18 protein-coding genes are annotated in these 19,313 nt (G+C 66.2%); 8 read left to right on the top strand and 10 right to left on the bottom strand.

The annotated features are described in order from the left end of the window. Positions 1–38: 38 nt before the first annotated feature. The gene (locus EDF74_RS06230) at positions 39–1,484 is read right to left on the bottom strand and encodes an amidohydrolase family protein (protein WP_123729250.1); all 1,446 of its coding nucleotides are present in this window, start codon (positions 1,482–1,484) and stop codon (positions 39–41) included. Positions 1,485–1,609: 125 nt separating this feature from the next. Continuing rightward, positions 1,610–2,215 (bottom strand): glutathione S-transferase family protein, encoded by a 606-nt coding sequence (locus EDF74_RS06225; RefSeq protein WP_123729249.1) that lies wholly within the window; start codon positions 2,213–2,215, stop codon positions 1,610–1,612. Positions 2,216–2,311: 96 nt separating this feature from the next. Between EDF74_RS06225 and EDF74_RS06220 the strand changes: the two genes are divergently transcribed. Together EDF74_RS06220 and EDF74_RS06215 are read left to right on the top strand one after the other, a co-directional pair. Then, complete coding sequence (locus EDF74_RS06220; protein ID WP_260232190.1) at positions 2,312–3,331, top strand: helix-turn-helix transcriptional regulator; 1,020 nt, start codon at positions 2,312–2,314, stop codon at positions 3,329–3,331. A 53-nt stretch (positions 3,332–3,384) separates the two neighbouring features. Beyond that, positions 3,385–4,278, top strand: a complete 894-nt coding sequence (locus EDF74_RS06215; RefSeq protein ID WP_123729247.1) for a LysR substrate-binding domain-containing protein — start codon at positions 3,385–3,387, stop codon at positions 4,276–4,278. On the opposite strand, the gene EDF74_RS06210 is transcribed toward EDF74_RS06215, so the two are convergent. The 6 genes from EDF74_RS06210 to EDF74_RS06185 all read right to left on the bottom strand — a co-directional run bounded on the left by EDF74_RS06210 (position 4,271) and on the right by EDF74_RS06185 (position 11,583). Next, positions 4,271–4,543 (bottom strand): hypothetical protein, encoded by a 273-nt coding sequence (locus tag EDF74_RS06210; protein ID WP_019184750.1) that lies wholly within the window; start codon positions 4,541–4,543, stop codon positions 4,271–4,273. The two genes, EDF74_RS06215 and EDF74_RS06210, sit on opposite strands and share 8 nt — an antisense overlap. A gap of 97 nt (positions 4,544–4,640) precedes the next feature. Continuing rightward, entirely contained in the window at positions 4,641–5,039 is a 399-nt protein-coding gene (crcB, locus tag EDF74_RS06205; protein ID WP_123729246.1) for a fluoride efflux transporter CrcB, read from the bottom strand. Then, positions 5,039–6,340 carry a replication-associated recombination protein A gene (locus EDF74_RS06200; RefSeq protein WP_260232189.1) on the bottom strand — a complete coding sequence of 434 codons (1,302 nt, stop codon included), beginning with the start codon at positions 6,338–6,340 and terminating at the stop codon, positions 5,039–5,041. Before EDF74_RS06200 ends, crcB begins: the two co-directional genes overlap by 1 nt. Positions 6,341–6,435: 95 nt before the next feature. Beyond that, positions 6,436–7,074 carry an outer membrane lipoprotein chaperone LolA gene (gene lolA / locus EDF74_RS06195; protein WP_123729244.1) on the bottom strand — a complete coding sequence of 213 codons (639 nt, stop codon included), beginning with the start codon at positions 7,072–7,074 and terminating at the stop codon, positions 6,436–6,438. 108 nt (positions 7,075–7,182) lie between these two features. Then, on the bottom strand, positions 7,183–9,147 hold the full coding sequence (locus EDF74_RS06190; RefSeq protein ID WP_184997160.1) for a DUF3857 domain-containing transglutaminase family protein: 1,965 nt from the start codon (positions 9,145–9,147) through the stop codon (positions 7,183–7,185). 78 nt (positions 9,148–9,225) lie between these two features. Continuing rightward, entirely contained in the window at positions 9,226–11,583 is a 2,358-nt protein-coding gene (locus EDF74_RS06185; protein WP_121036781.1) for a DNA translocase FtsK, read from the bottom strand. A 255-nt stretch (positions 11,584–11,838) separates the two neighbouring features. On the opposite strand from EDF74_RS06185, the gene trxB reads away from it, so the two are divergent. From trxB to EDF74_RS06160, 5 genes are all read left to right on the top strand, one after another. Further along, complete coding sequence (trxB, locus tag EDF74_RS06180; RefSeq protein ID WP_123729242.1) at positions 11,839–12,801, top strand: thioredoxin-disulfide reductase; 963 nt, start codon at positions 11,839–11,841, stop codon at positions 12,799–12,801. Between the two features lie 114 nt (positions 12,802–12,915). Further along, complete coding sequence (locus tag EDF74_RS06175; protein ID WP_123729241.1) at positions 12,916–14,052, top strand: GNAT family N-acetyltransferase; 1,137 nt, start codon at positions 12,916–12,918, stop codon at positions 14,050–14,052. Next, positions 14,049–14,798 (top strand): leucyl/phenylalanyl-tRNA--protein transferase, encoded by a 750-nt coding sequence (gene aat, locus EDF74_RS06170; protein WP_123729240.1) that lies wholly within the window; start codon positions 14,049–14,051, stop codon positions 14,796–14,798. The genes EDF74_RS06175 and aat overlap by 4 nt, the downstream gene beginning before the upstream one ends. 86 nt (positions 14,799–14,884) lie before the next feature. Continuing rightward, positions 14,885–15,103: a translation initiation factor IF-1 gene (gene infA, locus EDF74_RS06165; RefSeq protein WP_005409596.1), complete on the top strand. Its 219-nt coding sequence runs from the start codon at positions 14,885–14,887 to the stop codon at positions 15,101–15,103. A gap of 202 nt (positions 15,104–15,305) precedes the next feature. Then, the gene (locus tag EDF74_RS06160) at positions 15,306–15,686 is read left to right on the top strand and encodes a hypothetical protein (protein WP_123729239.1); all 381 of its coding nucleotides are present in this window, start codon (positions 15,306–15,308) and stop codon (positions 15,684–15,686) included. Positions 15,687–15,763: 77 nt separating this feature from the next. Here the strand turns inward: EDF74_RS06160 and clpA are convergent, their stop codons facing one another. Beyond that, positions 15,764–18,043: an ATP-dependent Clp protease ATP-binding subunit ClpA gene (clpA, locus tag EDF74_RS06155; RefSeq protein WP_123729238.1), complete on the bottom strand. Its 2,280-nt coding sequence runs from the start codon at positions 18,041–18,043 to the stop codon at positions 15,764–15,766. A 376-nt stretch (positions 18,044–18,419) separates the two neighbouring features. After that, positions 18,420–18,752, bottom strand: a complete 333-nt coding sequence (gene clpS, locus EDF74_RS06150) for an ATP-dependent Clp protease adapter ClpS (RefSeq protein WP_123729237.1) — start codon at positions 18,750–18,752, stop codon at positions 18,420–18,422. A 95-nt stretch (positions 18,753–18,847) separates the two neighbouring features. Between clpS and EDF74_RS06145 the strand changes: the two genes are divergently transcribed. Continuing rightward, positions 18,848–19,312: a hypothetical protein gene (locus EDF74_RS06145; RefSeq protein ID WP_123729236.1), complete on the top strand. Its 465-nt coding sequence runs from the start codon at positions 18,848–18,850 to the stop codon at positions 19,310–19,312. Position 19,313: the final 1 nt, after the last annotated feature.

Genomic DNA, 19,313 nt, shown 5'->3' with positions numbered 1-19,313 from the left:
GTGCGCGCCCACCACACCGGTGAGCGCGCCCGAATCCATTACTCTTTCGTTTCTTCCGCCTTCCACGCCGCGACCTTCGCCTTGGTCTGCTCCAGCAGCGCATCGAGCGCTTTGCGGTCATACCCCTGGCCGCGCAGCACCACGTACTGGATGCCACGCGTGGCCTCGATGTCCTCCAGCGGATTGCGCTCCAGCAACACCAGATCGGCGGCCTTGCCTGGCGCGACCGCACCGTAGCGGTCCAGCGTACCGAACCAGGCCGGGCCCGCGCGCGTCGCCGCCGAAAGTGCCTGCGCCGGGCTCAGCCCTTCCTTGACGAACAGTGACAGTTCGTCATGCAGGCCGATGCCCGGATAGTTGAACGAGTTGAGGAAGCCCGCATCGGTGCCGGCCATGATCGTGACCCCGGCCTGCTGCAGCATCGGTAGTACCGCAGCGACCTGGTGGTACTCCTGATGCCGGGCCTGGATCTGTGCCGGCGTCGCCTTGGCCGCACGCTCGACGCGCCAGGCGTAGGTGGCCTGCAGCTTCGGACCGATGTAGGCCAGATAGGGATCGTCGTGATGGTCGTCCTGGTCCAGGAAGTCCAAAATGCGTCCGCCGTTGAGTGTCGGCGTCACGAATACGCCCTTGGTCGCGAAACCGCGATAGGCGGCCATGGCAGTGTCACGGTCGAAACCCGCATCCAATCGTGCGTTGGCCTGGGCACGATCAATCCGCTTGGCCGCGAAGTCCGCGGCAATGGCCGCCTCATCCTTGACCCCGGCTTTGTAGGCGTAGTCCAGGTGCTCGATCGAGCTGATACCGGCATCGACGGCCTGCTGCACGGTCAACGCCATCGGGATGTGGCCGGAGGCACGCAGCCCATTGGCGCGCGCGCCGCGCACGGCAGCCAGGAACAGCTCCGGAGTCAGGGTGCTGTCGGTGATTTTGACGAAATCGACGCGGTCGCGTTTGAGGCGCACGAACGCCGCATCCAGATCGGCCTGCGAGCCCACTTCAATGGTGCCCTTCCAGACCGGCTTGACGCCTTCGATCTTTGCCCCGGAGGTGAACAGCTGCGGGCCGGCCAGTTGGCCGCTGGCGATCTCACCGCGCCACTGCAGTACCTGCTCGGGCAGATCTCCAGAAGCATCACGGATGGTGGTGATGCCATGGGCGATGTACAGCGGGAGCAGCGCCTTGTTCTCGTCGATGAGCGCCGGGCCGCCGCCGAAATGCACGTGCATGTCCCACAGCCCGGGAATCAGATAGCGCCCCTTGCCATCGACGTCCTGCCTGGCTCGCCACGCTTTGCGCATCGCCCGGTCATTGCCGACCGCCACGATGTCCTGGCCACGCACCACGACCGTCTGGTCGGCCACCGTCGTGGCGCGCTCGACGTCGACCACGGTGGCATGCCGGATCATTAGATCGGCCTGCTCGGCTGCGAACGCGGAAGGGGCCAGTGCAAGCAGCACCGGGATCGCAAGACGGAAGGACATGGAGAGCGCACCGGAAAAAAGAGAACCGGGCCACCTTACGGTCAGGCCCGGCACATTCACCAGTTAAATTTCAGCATGATGCGCATGCACAATTGCAATGGAGCCTGCTGCAATACGCAGCAGCCTCAGTTCTCGCCCTGCATGGCCGGGGGGGCCTGCACCCGCTGCAGCCAGGCTGCAACCGCCGGATGCGCATCCACCACCGCCCCCAGATGGGTGCCGTAGCCCACCACCTGGCCAACCACCAGATCCACCAACGAGTATGCCTCGCCAACCATCCACGGCTGCTGCGACAGGCGCGCCTCCAACAGATCCAGCAGTTCGTTGGCGGCACGGATGCCCGCCGCAGCATGCTCCACGCTGCGCAGCGCATCGTCCACGGTCGCCAGCCATACCCGCCCCAGCACCGCTGCGTAGGTAACGTACGCCCACGTGCACCAGGACATCGCCTCCAGTCGAGCCGGGGTCCCCGCCGCCGGCCACAGGCCCTGGCCCACCCCGTACTGCTCGCCCAACCACAGGTGGATGGCCAGACCTTCAAACAGGGGCGTGCCGTCCACCACCAGGCACGGGACCTTGCCGTTCGGATTGATCGCCAGATACGCAGGCGTGCGCTGCTCGCCGTTGCGGATGTCGATCTTGACCCGGTCGTGCGGGACGGACAGCTCGGCCAGAGCGCACGCGACCGGGGTGGCGCTGGACATGGGGTGCCAATAGAAAACCAGTGACATTGAAGAACTCCTTGAAAGGGGCGGAAAGGTGCGGCGGAACAGGTGCTGCACCGTGCCCTCAAGACTAGGCAGCATTGCGGACAGAATCAGCCCGCAATGACTGTTACGCTGGCGCGCATGCTGACCGCCTCCGCCCGCCTGCTGAGCCTGCTTTCGTTGCTGCAATCCCGCCCGCACTGGGCCGGCGGCGAGCTGGCCGAGCGCATGGCCATCCACCCGCGCACGCTGCGGCGGGACATTGATCGCCTACGCCAGCTTGGCTACCCCATCCACGCCAGCACCGGCATCGCCGGCGGCTATGCGTTCCGTCCGGGGCGCGCATTACCGCCACTGCTGCTGGATGACGAGGAAGCACTGGCGGCCGCTGTCGCGCTGCGCACGGCCGTGACCGGCACGATCAGCGGCATCGAGCAGACCGCGATCACGGCGCTGGTGAAAATCGAACAGGCCATGCCACCGCGACTGCGCCCCCGGCTGGCCGCGCTGCGCTCGACGCTTCTCCCCGCCAGCCCGATCGGCCCGCAGGTCGATGCGGGGCGGCTGACCACCCTCGCCTGCGCATGTCGCGACCAGGTGCAACTCCGCTTCGACTACACCGACCGCGAGGGTGTCTCCAGCGCCCGCCAGGTCGATCCCCAAGGCGTGGTGCACACCGATCGCCGGTGGTACCTGGTCGCCTGGGACACCGGACGCAATGACTGGCGCACCTTCCGCATCGACCGGATCGCCAGCGCACCGCTGGTGGGCGCGCATTTTGTACCCCGCGCAGGCCCAGGCGACGGTGACCTGCGCCAATGGGTCGCCCGCTCGCTCTCGCTGGGCCAGTACCACGACGAGGCCCGGATCATCCTGCATGCGCCGCTGTCGGTCATGCGCCAGCAGATACCGGCATCGGCCGGGGAGCTGGAAGCGGTCGATGATCGGCGCTGCCTGCTGCGCTGCGCCGCCAACCCCTTGGGAACGGTGGTGTACTGGCTGTTGGCGCTGGGTCTGGACTTCGAGGTGCTGGGACCCCCTGCGCTGCATCAGGCCATGCGCGAGGCGCGCGAGCGGATCACTCGCAGCCTGGCCCGTAGCGAACCGTCGGAGGCCTCGGCAGGCACCAACAGCACCTGACCGCATGCGCGTCGACATTGGCGCCGACAGCCATTGCAACTCAGAATGACGGCATGACCGCAAGTGAAAAACCGAATCGCACCCTGTTCGACCTGGACCTGCTGCGCGCCATGGTGATGGTGGCCGACTGCGCAAGCTTCACCACGGCGGCGGCGCGTCTGCACTCCACCCAATCCACCATCAGCCAGAAGATCCGTCGGCTGGAGGAGATGGCGGGCCATCCATTGCTGGTGCGCGGCAACCGCGACGTGCATCCCACCGATGCCGGGCAGCTCGTGCTTGGCCATGCCCGCCAACTGCTGGCGCTCAATGACCAACTGCTCGAAGCGCTTGCCGGCACCACGGTGGCCGTCACCGTCCGGCTGGGGGTTCCGGAAGACTTCGTCAGCGCCGCGACCACCCAGCTGCTCGGCGCCTTCAACCGCGAGCACCCCCAGGTCAAGCTGGAAGTCACCAGCGGCCTCAGCCGCGACCTGGCCAATGGCTACGATCACGGCGAACTCGATCTGATCCTGGTCAAGCAGCGCCGCAACAGCCGCGCCGCCGTGGCCTGCTGGCCGGAGACGATGGTCTGGATCGACAGTGCCCGCAATGGCTGCATCGGCCTGGATCCGGTGCCATTGGTCACCTTCCCTCCGCGCGGGCTGTATCGCGACGACATCATCGATGCCATCGAAGCACTCGGCCGGCGCTGGCGGATCAGCTTCACCAGTTCCAGCCTGAGCGGCATCCAGGGCGCCGTCGCCGATGGCATGGGCATCAGCCTGCTGCCGGCGCGCGCCCTGAGTCGCGAGCACACCGTGCTGGGTCCGGAACAAGGGTTGCCGCCCATCGACACGTTCGAGATCGCGCTGCTTCACCGCACCACAGCCGACCCGCTGGTCAAAGCCCTGGCCGTGCGCCTGACGGGCCTGCTCGATCAGGAACGGGCGGGCGCGCTTACTTGAGCTGCAGCGGGTAGCGCTGCCAGAGCACGTGTACCAGGAAGCCGGTCAGTTCCGGGTCCTTGCTGGTGATCGAGGCGCGGATCTTGTCCAGCAGCACCATGTCGCTGCAGTTGCGCACATCGGCATGCCCGGCCTGCCCGGCGCGGCGCGCACGGTAACGGGCCGCACGCTGTGCATCGGTCATCGCGTAGCCGAACGTGGGCGGACGGCCGCGCTTGCGCGGCAGCGTCAGTTCCAGTGTTCCGGGGTCTTGTTCATCGCGCATGACGGACGAGGATGCAAACGGGGGCGCGCACGATATCGTGAGACATCACTTTAATCCAGCGTTTTGCGTGGATTTCTGCGATGGCAGCGTGTGAACCTCAGCGCCACGCCTCGGCCACACGCGCGCCAGCCCACACCAGCAGCATGCCACCGAGCAGACTGATGCCCAGATACAGCGGCACCATCAGGCTTCGATCCGCGCGGGTAAACACCAGCGACTCGAGCATCATCGACGAAAACGTGGTCAACCCGCCCACGATTCCCACGATCAGAAAGGCGCGCCAGTACACCGCGGCCGTGCCACGACTCTGCAGCCAGATCATCACGTAACCCGCCACGAACGCGCCGACCAGGTTCACCGTCAGCGTGCCCCACGGGAAGCAAGTACCGAACTGGCGCAGCATCGCATCGCCGATCACGAAACGCAGCGCCGCGCCCAGTGCGCCGCCGGCCATCACCAGCCCGAGCTGCTGCCACCACAGGCCAATGCCGTCCATCAGTCCGCGCCCTTCTCCGCACGCGCCTGTTCCCGGGCGGCACGCAGGCGGTCCAGTTTCTCTTTCAGCTTGATCTCAAGCCCGCGCGGCACCGGCTCGTAATACACCCGCTCGCCCATTGCATCGGGGAAACCGGTCTGGTCCAGCGCGATGCCGCCGTCGGCATCGTGATCGTACTGATAGGTCTTGCCGTAGCCCAGCTCCTTCATCAGCTTGGTCGGCGCGTTGCGCAGGTGCAGCGGCACCTCCTGGGTACCGGTCTCGCGCACTTCCTGCTTGGCCTTGTTGAAGGCGGCATAGCCGGCGTTCGACTTGGCGGTACTGGCCAGATACAGCACCAGCTGCGCGAACGCGAGCTCGCCTTCCGGGCTGCCCAGCCGCTCGTAGATGTCCCAGGCTTCCAGCGCCATCGACTGCGCGCGCGGATCGGCCAACCCGATATCCTCGATCGCCATCCGGGTCAGGCGACGTGCCAGATACGACGGATCACAGCCACCATCGAGCATGCGCGTCAGCCAGTACAGCGCGGCATCCGGGTTGGAGCTGCGCACGGATTTGTGCAGCGCCGAGATCTGGTCGTAGAACTGCTCGCCGCCCTTGTCGAAGCGACGCGTGCGGTCTGCCAGCACCTGCACCAGCATCTCCGGACTGATCCGCCCGCCGTCGCCACTGGCCAGCTCGGCCGCGATCTCCAGCAGGGTCAGGCCGCGTCGCACATCGCCATCGGCGGCGGTGGCGATCTCCAGCAACGCCTCCGGCGCCACCTGCAGCTGCTCCGCGCCCAGGCCACGCTCGGTGTCCTGCAGCGCACGCTCCAGCGCCTCCACGATGTCCGCCGGAGACACCGACTCCAGCACGTGCACGCGGCACCGCGACAGCAGCGCCGAGTTCAGTTCGAACGAAGGGTTTTCGGTGGTGGCACCCACGAACACGATGGTGCCGCGTTCGATATGCGGCAGGAACGCATCCTGCTGGGCTTTGTTGAAACGGTGCACTTCGTCCACGAACAGCACCGTGCGACGCCCTTCGGCGAAGCGCTGCGCGGCTTCGGCCAGCACCTGGCGCACCTCGGGCAGACCGGACAGCACGGCCGAGATCGCACGGAACTCGGCATCGGCGTAATGCGCAAGCAGCAGCGACAGTGTCGTCTTGCCGCAGCCTGGCGGGCCCCACAGGATCATCGAGTGCACATGGCCGGACTCGACGGCCCGGCGCAGCGCGCTGCCCGGCGCGAGCAGGCGCTTCTGGCCCACCATTTCATCCAGCGTCTGCGGGCGCATCCGCTCGGCGAGCGGACGCATGTTGTCGCGATCCACGGTCAGCAGATCGGGCCCATTGAATGTCGTTCGGTTTCTGGCCACGTCGCTATTCTATCGCGGCCGAACGCCCGCGGCCGTTACTCGCCGATGACGTCCACACCCTTGGCCGGGGTGAAGCTGAAGGTGCCGGCAGCAAAGCTCGGGTTGCGCTTCCACCCGGTGAAGTTGATCACCGTGCGCTGACCCACCGCGTCCACCACTTCCATGCGGGCCAGACCCTGGCCGTTGAAGCCCAACGCGGCGTACTGGAAGGCGGTGTCGGTCTCACGCTTCGGGCTCAGCGACAGCCACTGCAGGCCATCGCGCACGGCGGCCTCTTCGCTGACGTCGTACTGTTTGTCTAGGAGCGCCGGATTGATCAATGCGGTCAGCGGGCTGTTCTGCTCTTCCTGGCCCTGCGGGCGCACGCTGGCCTGCTCCAGGTCCGGCTCATACACCCAGACCTTCTTGCCATCGGCCACGATCAGCTGTTCGTGCGGCTTGATGTACTCCCAACGGAACAGGCGCGGCGCGGACAACGCAACGCGGCCGCTGGTGTTTTCCTTGACCTTGCCCTTGCTGTCGAACACCTGCTGGCTGAACTGTCCGTCCAGGCCTTTCAGGCCCTGGGTGAAGCGGTTGAGTTCATCACGGGCGCCTGCCCAGGCCGAAGCCGAGCCGACACTGGCCACGACCAGGGTGGCGGCAAGCAGGGAGCGGCGGAAGGTGGTGTGCATGCGAGGTATCCAGGCGAATGGGAAGGATGGGAGGCAGTGTGCCCATTCAATCCTGAATGGGCGATCAGGGCCACATTATGCGCTGGAACCCGCTTGCCCGAACGCGGTTTACCGCCCGGCCTGCACCGTCTTGAGGTCCCCATACACCACCTGCCCGCGGAAGCCGCGACGGACCTGCTGGTACAGCTCGCGGAAGGCGGCGTAATCCTGCGGCTGGCACAGTGCATCCGCCCCGCGTACGGCCCGCTGGTGCAGCCGATGGTGCGCGGTGATCAGCTGCCCCTCGCGCGTCCAGTCCACCTGATACTCACCCGCCGCATTGGCGAAGTGCTGGCTGCGCGGGATCGCTACGATCGGCACGTTCGCCGGGAAGGTCAGCTGGTAGCGCTCATCGCGCAGACTGTCGTTGCAGTAGAACGGCGTGGCGTTTTCCGGCGCCGACGTGCTGGCATACAGGTCACGGAACGATTGGCTGCCCGGTGCGTCAGGCAGCACCATCCCGCCGACCACGCCAAAATCGACGTAGTCGCTGGCCAGGAAGTCATAGCGGAAGTTGAACGGCCGGGTCAGATCCTGCGGGTCACCCAGCAGCGTCAGTGCGCCACTGCCGTCGAAGCCGGACGCGGCCATCATCGACTCTTCGGCACGCGCCCGGTTCTGCGCGTTGAGCCGTGCGAAGGCGCCGCGCATGCCAATTTCGGTCACGCCGCTCGGTTGGAGCACGGTCCGGCCAGACAGATTGCCCGCCGCATCGAACCGGAACGTTGCCTCGATCCCGGTGCCGTTGCGCGAGGCATCGTTGGCCGGGGTGCGCGCCACGACGGCCTGGCGGGTATGCAGCACCGGCGCGCCAAGATCCCCCTCGGGCAACTGGCCAACACGCGCATAGGGCGCGGTCGAGTCCAGGTACAGGTCGAACTCGGGGATGTAGGTGATGGCGTGGTCGAAACGGCCCAGCAACGGAATCGCCGGCAGCGTCGGCCCACCGCCGGCACCGATCAGCACCGGCGTGCTCTGGATGCCACGCGCAGCCAACAACGCCTCCAGGATCACGACATGGTCTTTGCAGTCGCCGTAATGGTTGTCGAGGATGCTCTGCGCCGGGTTGGGTTCCAGCCCGCCATTGCCCAGGTAAACCGCCACGTAGCGGATGTTCTGCGCCACCCAGCGATACAGCACGGCAGCCTGCTCGCGACGGTCGGTAATGCCCCGGGTGAGCTCGTCGGCCAGCGCCTGGATCTGCGGCGTGACAGCGGCGGCCTCGCCGCCCTTGAGCTGGTAGGCCTGCGCCACCTGCGACCAGTCACGGTACGTACTGGCCATGATGGTGGGGCTGTACTCCCACGCGGCGGCGGACCAGTTCTGCGCCTTCAGCGGATCCGTGCGCCGGTACGTCCACTCCCAGCGCGCCATGCCATTGCGCACACGCGGCGTCTGGCTGCCCTGCACGCCCCGCTGTTCCACCTGCATGGGCAGATCGGCAGGCGCGCTCAGGGTCACGCGGGCGTCGTCGTACTGGGTGAACACGCTGAAGGTTTCCCATAGGCCGAAGTAGCCCGGGAAGTACGGCGTGTTCTGGGTGCGGCGGGTCTGGTAAACCACGCGCGTGCCGGGCGCCAGATTCGGGAAGACCACCACGCGCACCTTGCGGTCGGCGTACATCGCCGCTGCCGCGCTGGAATAGCTTTCCTGCGTGTAGATGCGGTCGGCCGGCACGTCCCGACGCTGGCCGTCCGCCGTCAACGTGTAGGCCTGCAGCACCTCCAGCGTTTCCATCTTTTCGCTGTAGCTCAGCCGCACCTGGCTGAACTGCTCGACCGCCGATTTGGTCTTGAGCAGGATCTCGTACTCTTCGGTCTGCGTATTGCCCGCATCCGGGCGCACCACGTAGTCGGCGCGATAGCGCACGAAGCTGAAGTTGTTGTTGGCCTGCGCTTCGGCGCCCGCGGCCGGGCCGACCTGCCGGCCCGGGCTGGTCGGTGCCGCGGGTGTCACGGGTGCCGGCACGGGCTGGGCATCGGCCCACGCCACTACCGGCGCGAGCGTCATGGCGCCCAGCATCGTCCAGATCATCGGCTTCATTGCAGGTTCCTTGTGCTCGGCAACACCCGGGCCGCGCCCGGGTTCTACGCAGCCAGGCCGGGCCCGGCGTTACTTGGGCGGGGGCGGCGCCAGCACGCTGCGGTCGCCGTTGTGCTCGGGCGGGCTGACCACGCCAGCCGCCTCCATCGCTTCGATCAGGCGCGCGGCACGGTTGTAGCCGATCTTCAGGCGACGCTGCACGCCGGAGATGGAGGCACGACGGGTTTCGGTGACGATGCGCAGGGCCTCGTCGTACAGCGGATCGGACTCATCGCCGCCACCGCCGCCCGCCTCGGGCAGGCCACCGGGGCCGACCACGACGCCATCGCCCATCATCTGCACTTCGTCCAGCACGCCGGTGATGTAATCGGTCGGGCCGCTGGCCTTGAGGTGCTCGACCACGCGGTGAACTTCTTCATCGGAGACGAAGGCGCCATGCACACGGTCCGGCAACGCAGTGCCCGGCGGCAGATACAGCATGTCGCCGTGGCCCAGCAGCGTTTCCGCGCCGGACTGATCGAGGATGGTGCGCGAATCGATCTTCGAGCTGACCTGGAAGCCGATACGGGTCGGGATGTTGGCCTTGATCAAGCCGGTGATCACGTCCACCGAGGGGCGCTGGGTGGCCAGGATCAGATGGATGCCGGCCGCACGCGCCTTCTGCGCCAGGCGCGCGATCAGCTCTTCCACCTTCTTGCCGACGATCATCATCATGTCGGCAAATTCGTCGATGAAGATGACGATGAAGGGCAGCGTCTCCAGCGGACGCGGGGCCTCGCCGAGTTCCGGGTTGGGCTTGAACAGCGGGTCCATCATCGGCTGCCCGGCGTCCTGGGCATCCTTGACCTTCTTGTTGAAGCCGGCCAGGTTGCGCACGCCCACCGCGCTCATCAGCTTGTAGCGCCGCTCCATTTCGGCCACGCACCAGCGCAGGCCGTTGGCGGCCTCCTTCATGTCGGTGACCACCGGCGCCAGCAGATGCGGGATGCCCTGGTAGACGCTCAGCTCGAGCATCTTCGGGTCGATCATCAGCATGCGCAGGTCTTTCGGCGAGGCCTTGTACAGCAGGCTCAGCACCATCGCGTTGACCGCCACGGACTTGCCCGAGCCGGTGGTGCCGGCCACCAGTAGATGCGGCATGCGCGCCAGGTCGGCCACGGTCGGGCGGCCGGCGATGTCCTTGCCCAGCGCCAGGGTCAGCACGCTGGCGGACTTGTCATATTCCTTGGAGCGCAGCAGCTCGGAGAGATAGATCATCTCGCGGGTGACGTTGGGGATCTCCAGACCCACCACCGACTTGCCCGGGATCACATCGACCACGCGCACCGATTTCACCGACAGACCGCGTGCGATGTCCTTGTCCAGCGAGCTGATCTGGCTGACCTTGATGCCTGGGGCCGGCTCGATCTCGAAACGGGTGATCACCGGGCCGGGATAGGCACCGACCACCTGCGCATCGATGCGGAAATCCTTGAGCTTGAACTCGATCTGGCGCGAGAGCGTCTCCAGCGTGCCCTCGTCGTAACCCTTGGGCTGCGGCTTGGGATCGTCCAGCAGTGCCAGTGGCGGCACGTCCGAGCCATCGCCGTTGACCCCACGGAACATCGGAATCTGGGTCTCGCGCTTGGCGCGATCACTCTTCTCCAGCACCGGCTCCGGCCGCGGCTCGATCTTGACCGGCTCGCGCTTGGCGCGGACTTCGGCGTCGACCTTGCGCACTTCCTGGCGCTCCTCGCGCATCGCGCGGGTCTGCTGCCACTCGGTGGCCTGCTCTTTCTTCTTGTTGAACAGCGGCGGCAGTGCCAGCACCCAGTTACCAATCTTCTCCATCACCACGAACCAGGAGATGCCCGTGGCCAGGGTGATCGAGGCCAGCAGCAGGACCAGCACGAAGAGGTTGGCGCCCAATGCGCCGAAACCGACGCTGAGCGAGCTGCCCACCAGCTTGCCGAGGATGCCGCCGGCATGGGCCACATCGGCCACGAACAGGCGCAGATGCAGGAAGCCGGTGCCGGCGATCAGGAAGCCGACCAGGCCGACCAGGCGCAGTGCCGGATCCAGGTCATGCTCACCCTTGGCCTCGCGCTTGAGCCCGAACATCGCGATCCAGGCCAGTGCGCCCAGCACGATCGGCAGCACGAAGGCCATGTAGCCGAACAGCTGCAGCAGGACGTCGGCGATCCAGGCACCGGCGCGACCGCCCATGTTGTGCACCGGCGCGACCACGCTGCCGGTATGCGACCAGCCGGGGTCGGTGGCCGAGTAGGTGAACAGACTGGCGACCAGATACAGCAATGCCGGGGCGACCGCGATCAACCCCAGATCGCGCCACAGGCGCTGCCGGCGCGGATTGTCCTCGCCAGCCGGTTTGCGCGGCGCTGCCTTGCTGTCGGACGCCTTGGCTCGTTCCGGGACCTGTTTCGCCACCTTAGACCACACCTTGGGAATGCACTGTTAGTGCTTGATAATAAACGACTGGACCCCACCCCGGTAGGTGCCGGCCGCTGGCCGGCATGGTCAGCGTCAAAACTCCGGCACCGGAATGGGCGTCGTGCTTCGCGGGTCGCCGCGTTCCACTGCGCGCCTTGAATCGCCCCGCCCCTGCCGCCACTCTATGACTTCGCTCGGACGCCGCGCAATCACCCTGCCAGCGTCCCGCCCTACCTTCTATTGCGAGCTTACATGAGCAACTCCAAGCACTCCCGCCTGTTGATCCTTGGTTCCGGCCCGGCCGGCTGGACCGCCGCCGTCTACGCCGCGCGCGCCAACCTCAAGCCCGTCGTGATCACCGGCCTGCAGCAGGGCGGCCAGCTGATGACCACCACCGAGGTGGACAACTGGCCTGGAGATGCACACGGCTTGATGGGCCCGGACCTGATGACCCGTATGCAGGCGCACGCCGAGCGCTTCGAGACCGAGGTCATCTTCGATCACATCCACACCGCCGATGTCTCCCAGCGCCCGTTCAAGCTGATCGGTGACAGCGCCGAGTACACCTGCGACGCCCTGATCATCGCCACCGGCGCCACCGCAAAGTACCTGGGCATTCCCAGCGAAGAGGCGTTCAAGGGCCGCGGCGTGTCTGCCTGCGCCACCTGCGATGGCTTCTTCTACCGTGACCAGGACGTGGTCGTGGTCGGCGGCGGCAATACCGCCGTGGAAGAGGCCCTCTACCTGTCCAACATCGCCCGCAAGGTCTACCTGGTCCACCGCCGCGACACCCTCAAGGCGGAAAAGATCATGCAGGACAAGCTGTTCGCCAAGGTCGAAGCCGGCAAGATCGAGACCGTGTGGCACCACCAGGTGGACGAAGTGCTGGGCAACGAGGCCGGCGTGACCGGCGTGCGCGTGAAGTCCACGCTGGACGGCAGCACTCGTGATATCGAGGCCCATGGCTTCTTCGTGGCGATCGGCCACCACCCCAACACCAGCCTGTTCGATGGCCAGCTGACCATGAACAACGGGTACCTGGACATCCGTTCGGGCCTGGGCGGCAACGCCACCCAGACCTCGGTGGAAGGCGTGTTCGCCGCCGGCGACGTGGCCGACCAGCACTATCGCCAGGCGATCACCTCGGCCGGCTTCGGCTGCATGGCCGCGCTGGATGCCGAGCGCTATCTGGATGCGAAGGGTCAGGCGAGCTGATCTGCCGCCCGTTCCGCGTAGCACACAAAGGCCGGTGAATCATTCACCGGCCTTTTTACTGGCCGGTACGTTCCGCGCGCCCTGCACCCGTCCCACCTGCTCTATCCTCTGCCCATGCCCGATCCACGCTTTCTGCATCGTCTTTCCGATGTCCCCGCCGCTGCCTGGGACGCCCTGCACGACGGCCGCAACCCCTTTCTGTCGCATGCCTTCCTGGCCGGCCTGGAAGAACACGGCTGCCTGCGCCCGGAGTGGGGCTGGCGCCCGCGCCACTTCACCCTGTGGGACGGGGACACGTTGGTCGCGGCGATCCCGGGTTATCTCAAGGACAACTCGCACGGCGAGTTCGTGTTCGACCATGCGTGGGCGCATGCCTACGCCCAGCACGGGCTGGACTACTTCCCCAAGTGGCTGGGCGCGGTGCCGTATTCGCCGGTAACCGGCCCGCGCTTGCTCGCCGGCACCACGCAAGATCGTGGCGCACTGCTGGCATCGCTGGCGGCCGAAGTGGCACGCATGGGCTGGTCCTCGGCCCACATCAACTTCCATCCCGCCGATGAAGACCCCGCCTTCAGCCCGGACTGGCTGCTGCGCGAGGACATCCAGTTCCAGTGGCACAACCCCGGTGGCTGGCAGACCTTCGACGACTTCCTCGGCGCGATGGACCACAAGCACCGCAAGAACATCCGCCAGGAACGCGCCAAGCTCGCGCGCAGTGGTGTCACGTATCGCATCGTGCATGGCGATGAGGCGACCGAGGCCGACCTGCGCGCCATGCATGGCTTCTACCTGCAGACCTTCGCCGAATACGGCAACTCGCCCGCGCTCACGCTCCCGTTCCTGCAGCATCTCGCCCGCACGATGCCGCGCGCGCTGGTGATCTTCCTGGCCGTGCTCGACGGCGAGCCGGTCGCCGGTGCGCTGTGCCTGCGTGGCACGGACACGCTCTTCGGGCGCTACTGGGGCGGCGCCACCCTGCCCGGCCTGCACTTCGAGACCTGCTATTACCAGGGCATCGCGTACTGCCTGCGCGAGGGACTGGCCCGCTTCGAGCCCGGCGCCCAGGGTGAGCACAAGTTGGCCCGCGGCTTCCTGCCGCACCCGGTGCGCAGCCGCCACTGGATCGCAGAACCGGCCTTTGCCGAAGCCTTGGTGGCGTGGTGCGCGCAGGAACGCGCCGAGGTCGCCCACTATGCGCGGGTGCTGGCGGCGCACAGCCCGTTCAAGGCCGACAAGGTCGACCCGGCGTGACCCGCCACCTGCCCTGGCGTCTGGACGAGGCACCCGACGCGCCGTTCCCGCCCGCCGAGGCCGCGTTGCGCGATCCCGACGGCCTGCTGGCGCTCGGCGGCGACCTCTCGCCGGTGCGGCTGCTCAACGCCTATGCCGGCGGCATCTTTCCGTGGTTCTCCGAGGGCCAGCCGCTGCTGTGGTGGTCGCCGGACCCGCGCATGGTGTTCCGCACCGATGGCGTGCACCTGTCCAGCCGCATTCGCCGCTCGCTCCGGCAGAGCACCTGGACGCTGAGGGCAGACACCTGTTTCGAGCAGGTGATCGATGCCTGCGCGGCCAGCCCACGCCCCGGCCAGGACGGCACCTGGATCACGCGTGACATGCGCGATGCGTATGTCGACCTGCACCGGCTCGGCTTCGCGCACTCGGTGGAGGTATTCGATGGCGATGCCTTGGTCGGTGGCATCTACGGGGTGGCGATCGGACGGATGTTCTTTGGGGAGAGCATGTTCAGTGCGGCATCGGGCGGCTCCAAGGTCGCCCTGGCCGGGCTGGCCCATCGGCTGGCCAGCTGGGGGTGGCCACTGATCGATGCGCAGGTCGAAAATGACCATCTGCTGCGCATGGGCGCTGAGCACTGGCCGCGGCAGCACTTTCTCGCGCTGGTCCGTGAACAGGTCCAACAGCCAGTCGCCGCAGGCGATTGGGTGGATTTGTTCGGCACGCTGTCGGCCGCCGAAATCGCTGATCCGGACCGGTCTTAACCAAAACTTTGCATCAAACGCCCGACGCGCGTAAAATGCCCGCTCTTCAGGCCAGCTCGGCCGGTTACAGAACTGCACAGGACTACATGTCGAAAGACGACTCCATCGAGTTCGAAGGCACCGTCAGCGAGACGCTGCCGAACACCACTTTCCGCGTACGACTGGAAAATGGGCATGAAATCATCGCCCACATCTCCGGCCGCATGCGCAAGAACTACATCCGCATCCTGACGGGCGACCGCGTCAAGGTCGAAATGACCCCGTACGACCTGACCAAGGGTCGCATCACCTACCGCATGAAATAAGCGGTCCGGGGGTTGTTCCCGCCAGAAGGCCAGCCAGGTGCTGGCCTTTTCGCGTGGGCGGCATTCAGCCGGCGGCGTCCTTACCCTGCCAAGCGACACCCTGACCCAGTGCACCCTGACGTCGGTCAGGATGCCTTGATGCAGATTCGCCCTTGCGCGCAACGGTCCACGATGTCTCTCGATCCAATCCGGATCCTGCCCGATGGCCCCCGCCATGAAGCGCCTGCTCTCCCTGCTCCTGCTCGCCTCCTGCGTTGCCACCACTGCGTCCGCCCAGGCCGCCGAGCCCGCCGCACCCACGGACTGCATCACCCTGTCCTCCGACCAGCAGGTGGTGCGCAACCGCGCCGATCGCGATGTGCTGCTGCGCAATGGCGACCAGCACTACCTCGTGCGCTTTGAACGCTCGTGCACCAGCGCTGCGATGTCCCCGAAACTGACGTTCGCCACCCCCGGCCAGGATGGCCAGTTGTGCGGCGCCGGGGTGACCAAGCTCCAGACCAGTTCACAGAGCTGCGCCGTGGCTGCGGTGGAGCCCCTGAGCGCCGAAGAATTCGCCCGCAAGGCACGCATGCGCCGTTGAGCAAGCCGCGGGTCCGCGCACAAAAAAGCCCCCTTGCGGGGGCTTTTTCGATTTCATCGCCGCGGTCGAGGCCGGCGTTACACCGTGGCTGGCAGCAGACGCTCCGGCTCGGCCTCGGTCTCCACGAACAACTGGTCGTCGCGGACGTCGATGCTGACCTTGCCACCGTTGACCAGCTTGCCGAACAGCAGCTCGTCGGCCAGCGGACGCTTGATCTTGTCCTGGATGACCCGGGCCATCGGGCGCGCACCCATCAGCGGGTCGAAGCCATGGTGGGCCAGCCAGTCGCGCGCGGTCGGGGTGGCCGACAGGCTGACATGCTTTTCCTGCAGCAGCATTTCCAGCTCGATCAGGAACTTGTCCACCACGCGCAGGATGTGCTCGAAGCCCAGCGCCTGGAACTGCACGATCGCATCCAGACGGTTGCGGAACTCCGGCGTGAAGCTCTTGCGGATGACTTCCATCGCGTCGGTGGCATGGTCCTGGCGGGTGAAGCCGATCGAACGCCGCGAGGCCTGGGCCGCGCCGGCATTGGTGGTCATCACCAGCACCACGTTCTTGAAGTTCGCCTCACGGCCGTTGGTGTCGGTCAGCACACCACGGTCCATGACCTGCAGCAGGATGTTGAAGATGTCCGGGTGGGCTTTTTCCACCTCGTCCAGCAGCAACACACAATGCGGGGTCTTGACGATCTTCTCGGTCAGCAGACCACCCTGGTCGAACCCGACATAGCCCGGAGGGGCACCGATCAGGCGGCTGATCGAATGCGACTCCATGTACTCGCTCATGTCGAAGCGGACCAGCTCGATGCCCAGCTGCAGCGCGAGCTGCTTGGTCACCTCGGTCTTGCCCACGCCGGTCGGGCCGGAGAACAGGAAGTTGCCGATCGGCTTTTCCGGATTGGCCAGGCCCGAGCGGGCCAGCTTGATCGCCGAGGACAGCGTCTCGATGGCCGGGTCCTGGCCGAAGATCACCATCTTCAGGTTGCGCTCCAGGTGCTGGAGCACGTCCTTGTCGGTCGCGCTGACCTGCTTGGCCGGGATGCGGGCCATCTTGGCGACGATGGTCTCGATCTCCTCGATGTCGATCAGTTCCTTGCGCTCACCGTCCGGCAGCAGGCGCTGGCGGGCACCGGCCTCGTCGATCACATCGATCGCCTTGTCCGGCAGCAGGCGGTCGTTGATGTGCTTGACCGACAGATCCACCGCGGCCTGCAGCGCGTCATCGGCGTAGGTCACGCCGTGGTGGGCTTCGTATTTGGGCTTCAGGCCCTGCAGGATCTCGTAGGTTTCGCCCACGGTCGGCTCGACGATGTCGATCTTCTGGAAGCGGCGGGCCAGCGCCCGGTCCTTCTCGAAGATGCCGCGGTATTCCTGGAAGGTGGTCGAGCCGATGCAGCGCAGCTCGCCCGAGGCCAGGGCCGGCTTGATCAGGTTGGAGGCATCCATGGTGCCGCCCGACGCGGAGCCGGCACCGATGATGGTGTGGATCTCATCGATGAACAGCACTGCGTTGGGCAGCTTCTTCATCGCGGTCAGCACGCCCTTCAGGCGCTTCTCGAAATCGCCGCGGTACTTGGTCCCGGCCACCAGGGCGCCCAGGTCCAGCGAGTAGATCACTGCATCGGCGAGCACATCCGGCACCGAGCCTTCCACGATGCGCTTGGCCAGGCCTTCGGCGATCGCCGTCTTGCCCACGCCAGCCTCGCCCACGTACAGCGGGTTGTTCTTGCGGCGGCGGCACAGGACCTGGATGGTGCGCTCGATTTCATCGGCACGGCCGACCAGCGGGTCGATCTTGCCGTTGCGGGCCTGCTCGTTGAGGTTGCTGGCGAACTCGGCCAGGGCATCGCCCTTGCCTTCGCCTTCCGCCCCTTCGGTACGCCCTTCACCATCAGCAGCAGGCGGCACCTCGCCCTCCTCACCCAGCTTGGCGATGCCATGGGAGAGGTAATTGACGATGTCCAGCCGGGTGACGTCCTGCTGGTTGAGGTAGTACACGGCGTGCGAGTCCTTCTCGCCGAAGATCGCCACCAGTACGTTGGCGCCGGTGACCTCCTTCTTGCCCGAGGACTGCACGTGGTACACCGCGCGCTGCAGGACGCGCTGGAAGCCGAGCGTCGGCTGGGTATCGCGCCCATCATCTTCGGCCAGGCGCGAGACCGAGGCCTCGATGGCCTGTTCCAGTTCCTGGCGCAGGCGGTCGGCATCCGCGCCGCAGGCCTTGAGGACGGCTTGGGCGGACGGATTGTCGAGCAGTGCCAGCAGCAGGTGTTCCACCGTCATGAATTCATGCCGGGCCTCACGGGCGCGCTTGTAGCACTGTCCGATGGTGTGTTCGAGGTCTTTACTGAACATGATTAACTCCGGCGGCAGTTAGGAACAATATGCGGCCAACCTTCACGATTTCCATCACCCTAGCGGATCAGTGCGTTCAGACGGCGTTAGCACTTGCCTGATCGCTCCGTCCATTCGACGAGCCTCCATCATGCACGATCTTCCGGCCACGAAATGGCAGCTTGGCCGTGATGGCACTGTCACGATCAGCCGAGGAGGTGGCGGCGGACGGGCGCTGGCGCGGAGAAGGGCGTGGCGCGGCTACCATGGCCGGACCGCCAGCACGGGCTTCGCAGCAGATACAGCGCAGGGACACGCCGGCCGCTGAGGGCCGGATGTCAGTGTGGATGGAACAGTGCGGATCGCGGGCGCTCGCAGTGCTGGCCCGCGCCAACGGTCAGCCGCTGGTCTTTTCCATCGTGCACAGCAGCGGGTGCTGGTTCATGCGCGAGAATTCATTGACCTGGGCGACCTTGGATTCGGCGACTTCACGGGTGAACACCCCGCACACGCCGCGGCCGCGGGTATGCACGTGGAGCATCACCTGGGTGGCCTTGTCCAGATCCATCGAGAAGAAGTGCTGCAGAACCGTCACCACGAAATCCATCGGGGTGTAGTCGTCGTTCAACAGCATCACCTGGTACATCGGCGGAGGCGCGACCTCGGGGCGTGCAGGCTCAAGCAGCACGCCATGGTCGTGATGAGTTTCGTGGGAAGTCTCGCGGGGCATCCCCACATTATAGGGCCCTGCCCCGCCGGATTGGACGTTGCCCCCCGCCGCCCTTCACAATCTGCACTCTCCAACCAGACTTTCACAGGGATTTCATGAAAAGGATTGCTGCCGCACTGCTGCTGGCCATCACTGCCACCAGCGCCCATGCGGCCGAAGCGGACAAGGCTGTCGGGCGTGCTCTGGACACGCTGAAGTACACCTACGAGGTGGACGAAGACGGCGACTACAAGATGGTCTTCGACATGGATGATGGCCGCAGCCAGCTGGCTTTCGTGCGCTCCACCGTCGAGGAATTCGGCAAGCACAAGATCCGGGAGATCTGGTCGCCGGCCTACAACTCGCCAGGCAAGCAGTTCCCGGCCGCCGTGGCCAACCGCCTGCTCGAAGACTCCCAGGATGCCAAGATGGGCGCGTGGGTGAAGCAGGATCAGCTGGCGATGTTCGTGGTCAAGGTTGACGCCAATGCCACCCCCGAGGCACTCAGCGACGCCATCGATGCGGCGGTCCGCACCGCCGATGCGATGGAGCTGGAGCTGACCGAGCAGGACGAGTACTGAG

The organism is Stenotrophomonas rhizophila, assembly GCF_003751305.1.
In the GTDB taxonomy this organism is placed as follows: domain Bacteria; phylum Pseudomonadota; class Gammaproteobacteria; order Xanthomonadales; family Xanthomonadaceae; genus Stenotrophomonas; species Stenotrophomonas rhizophila_B.
The sequence above is the reverse complement of the archived record's forward strand: the minus strand, read 5'-3'. Positions and strand labels throughout refer to the sequence as shown.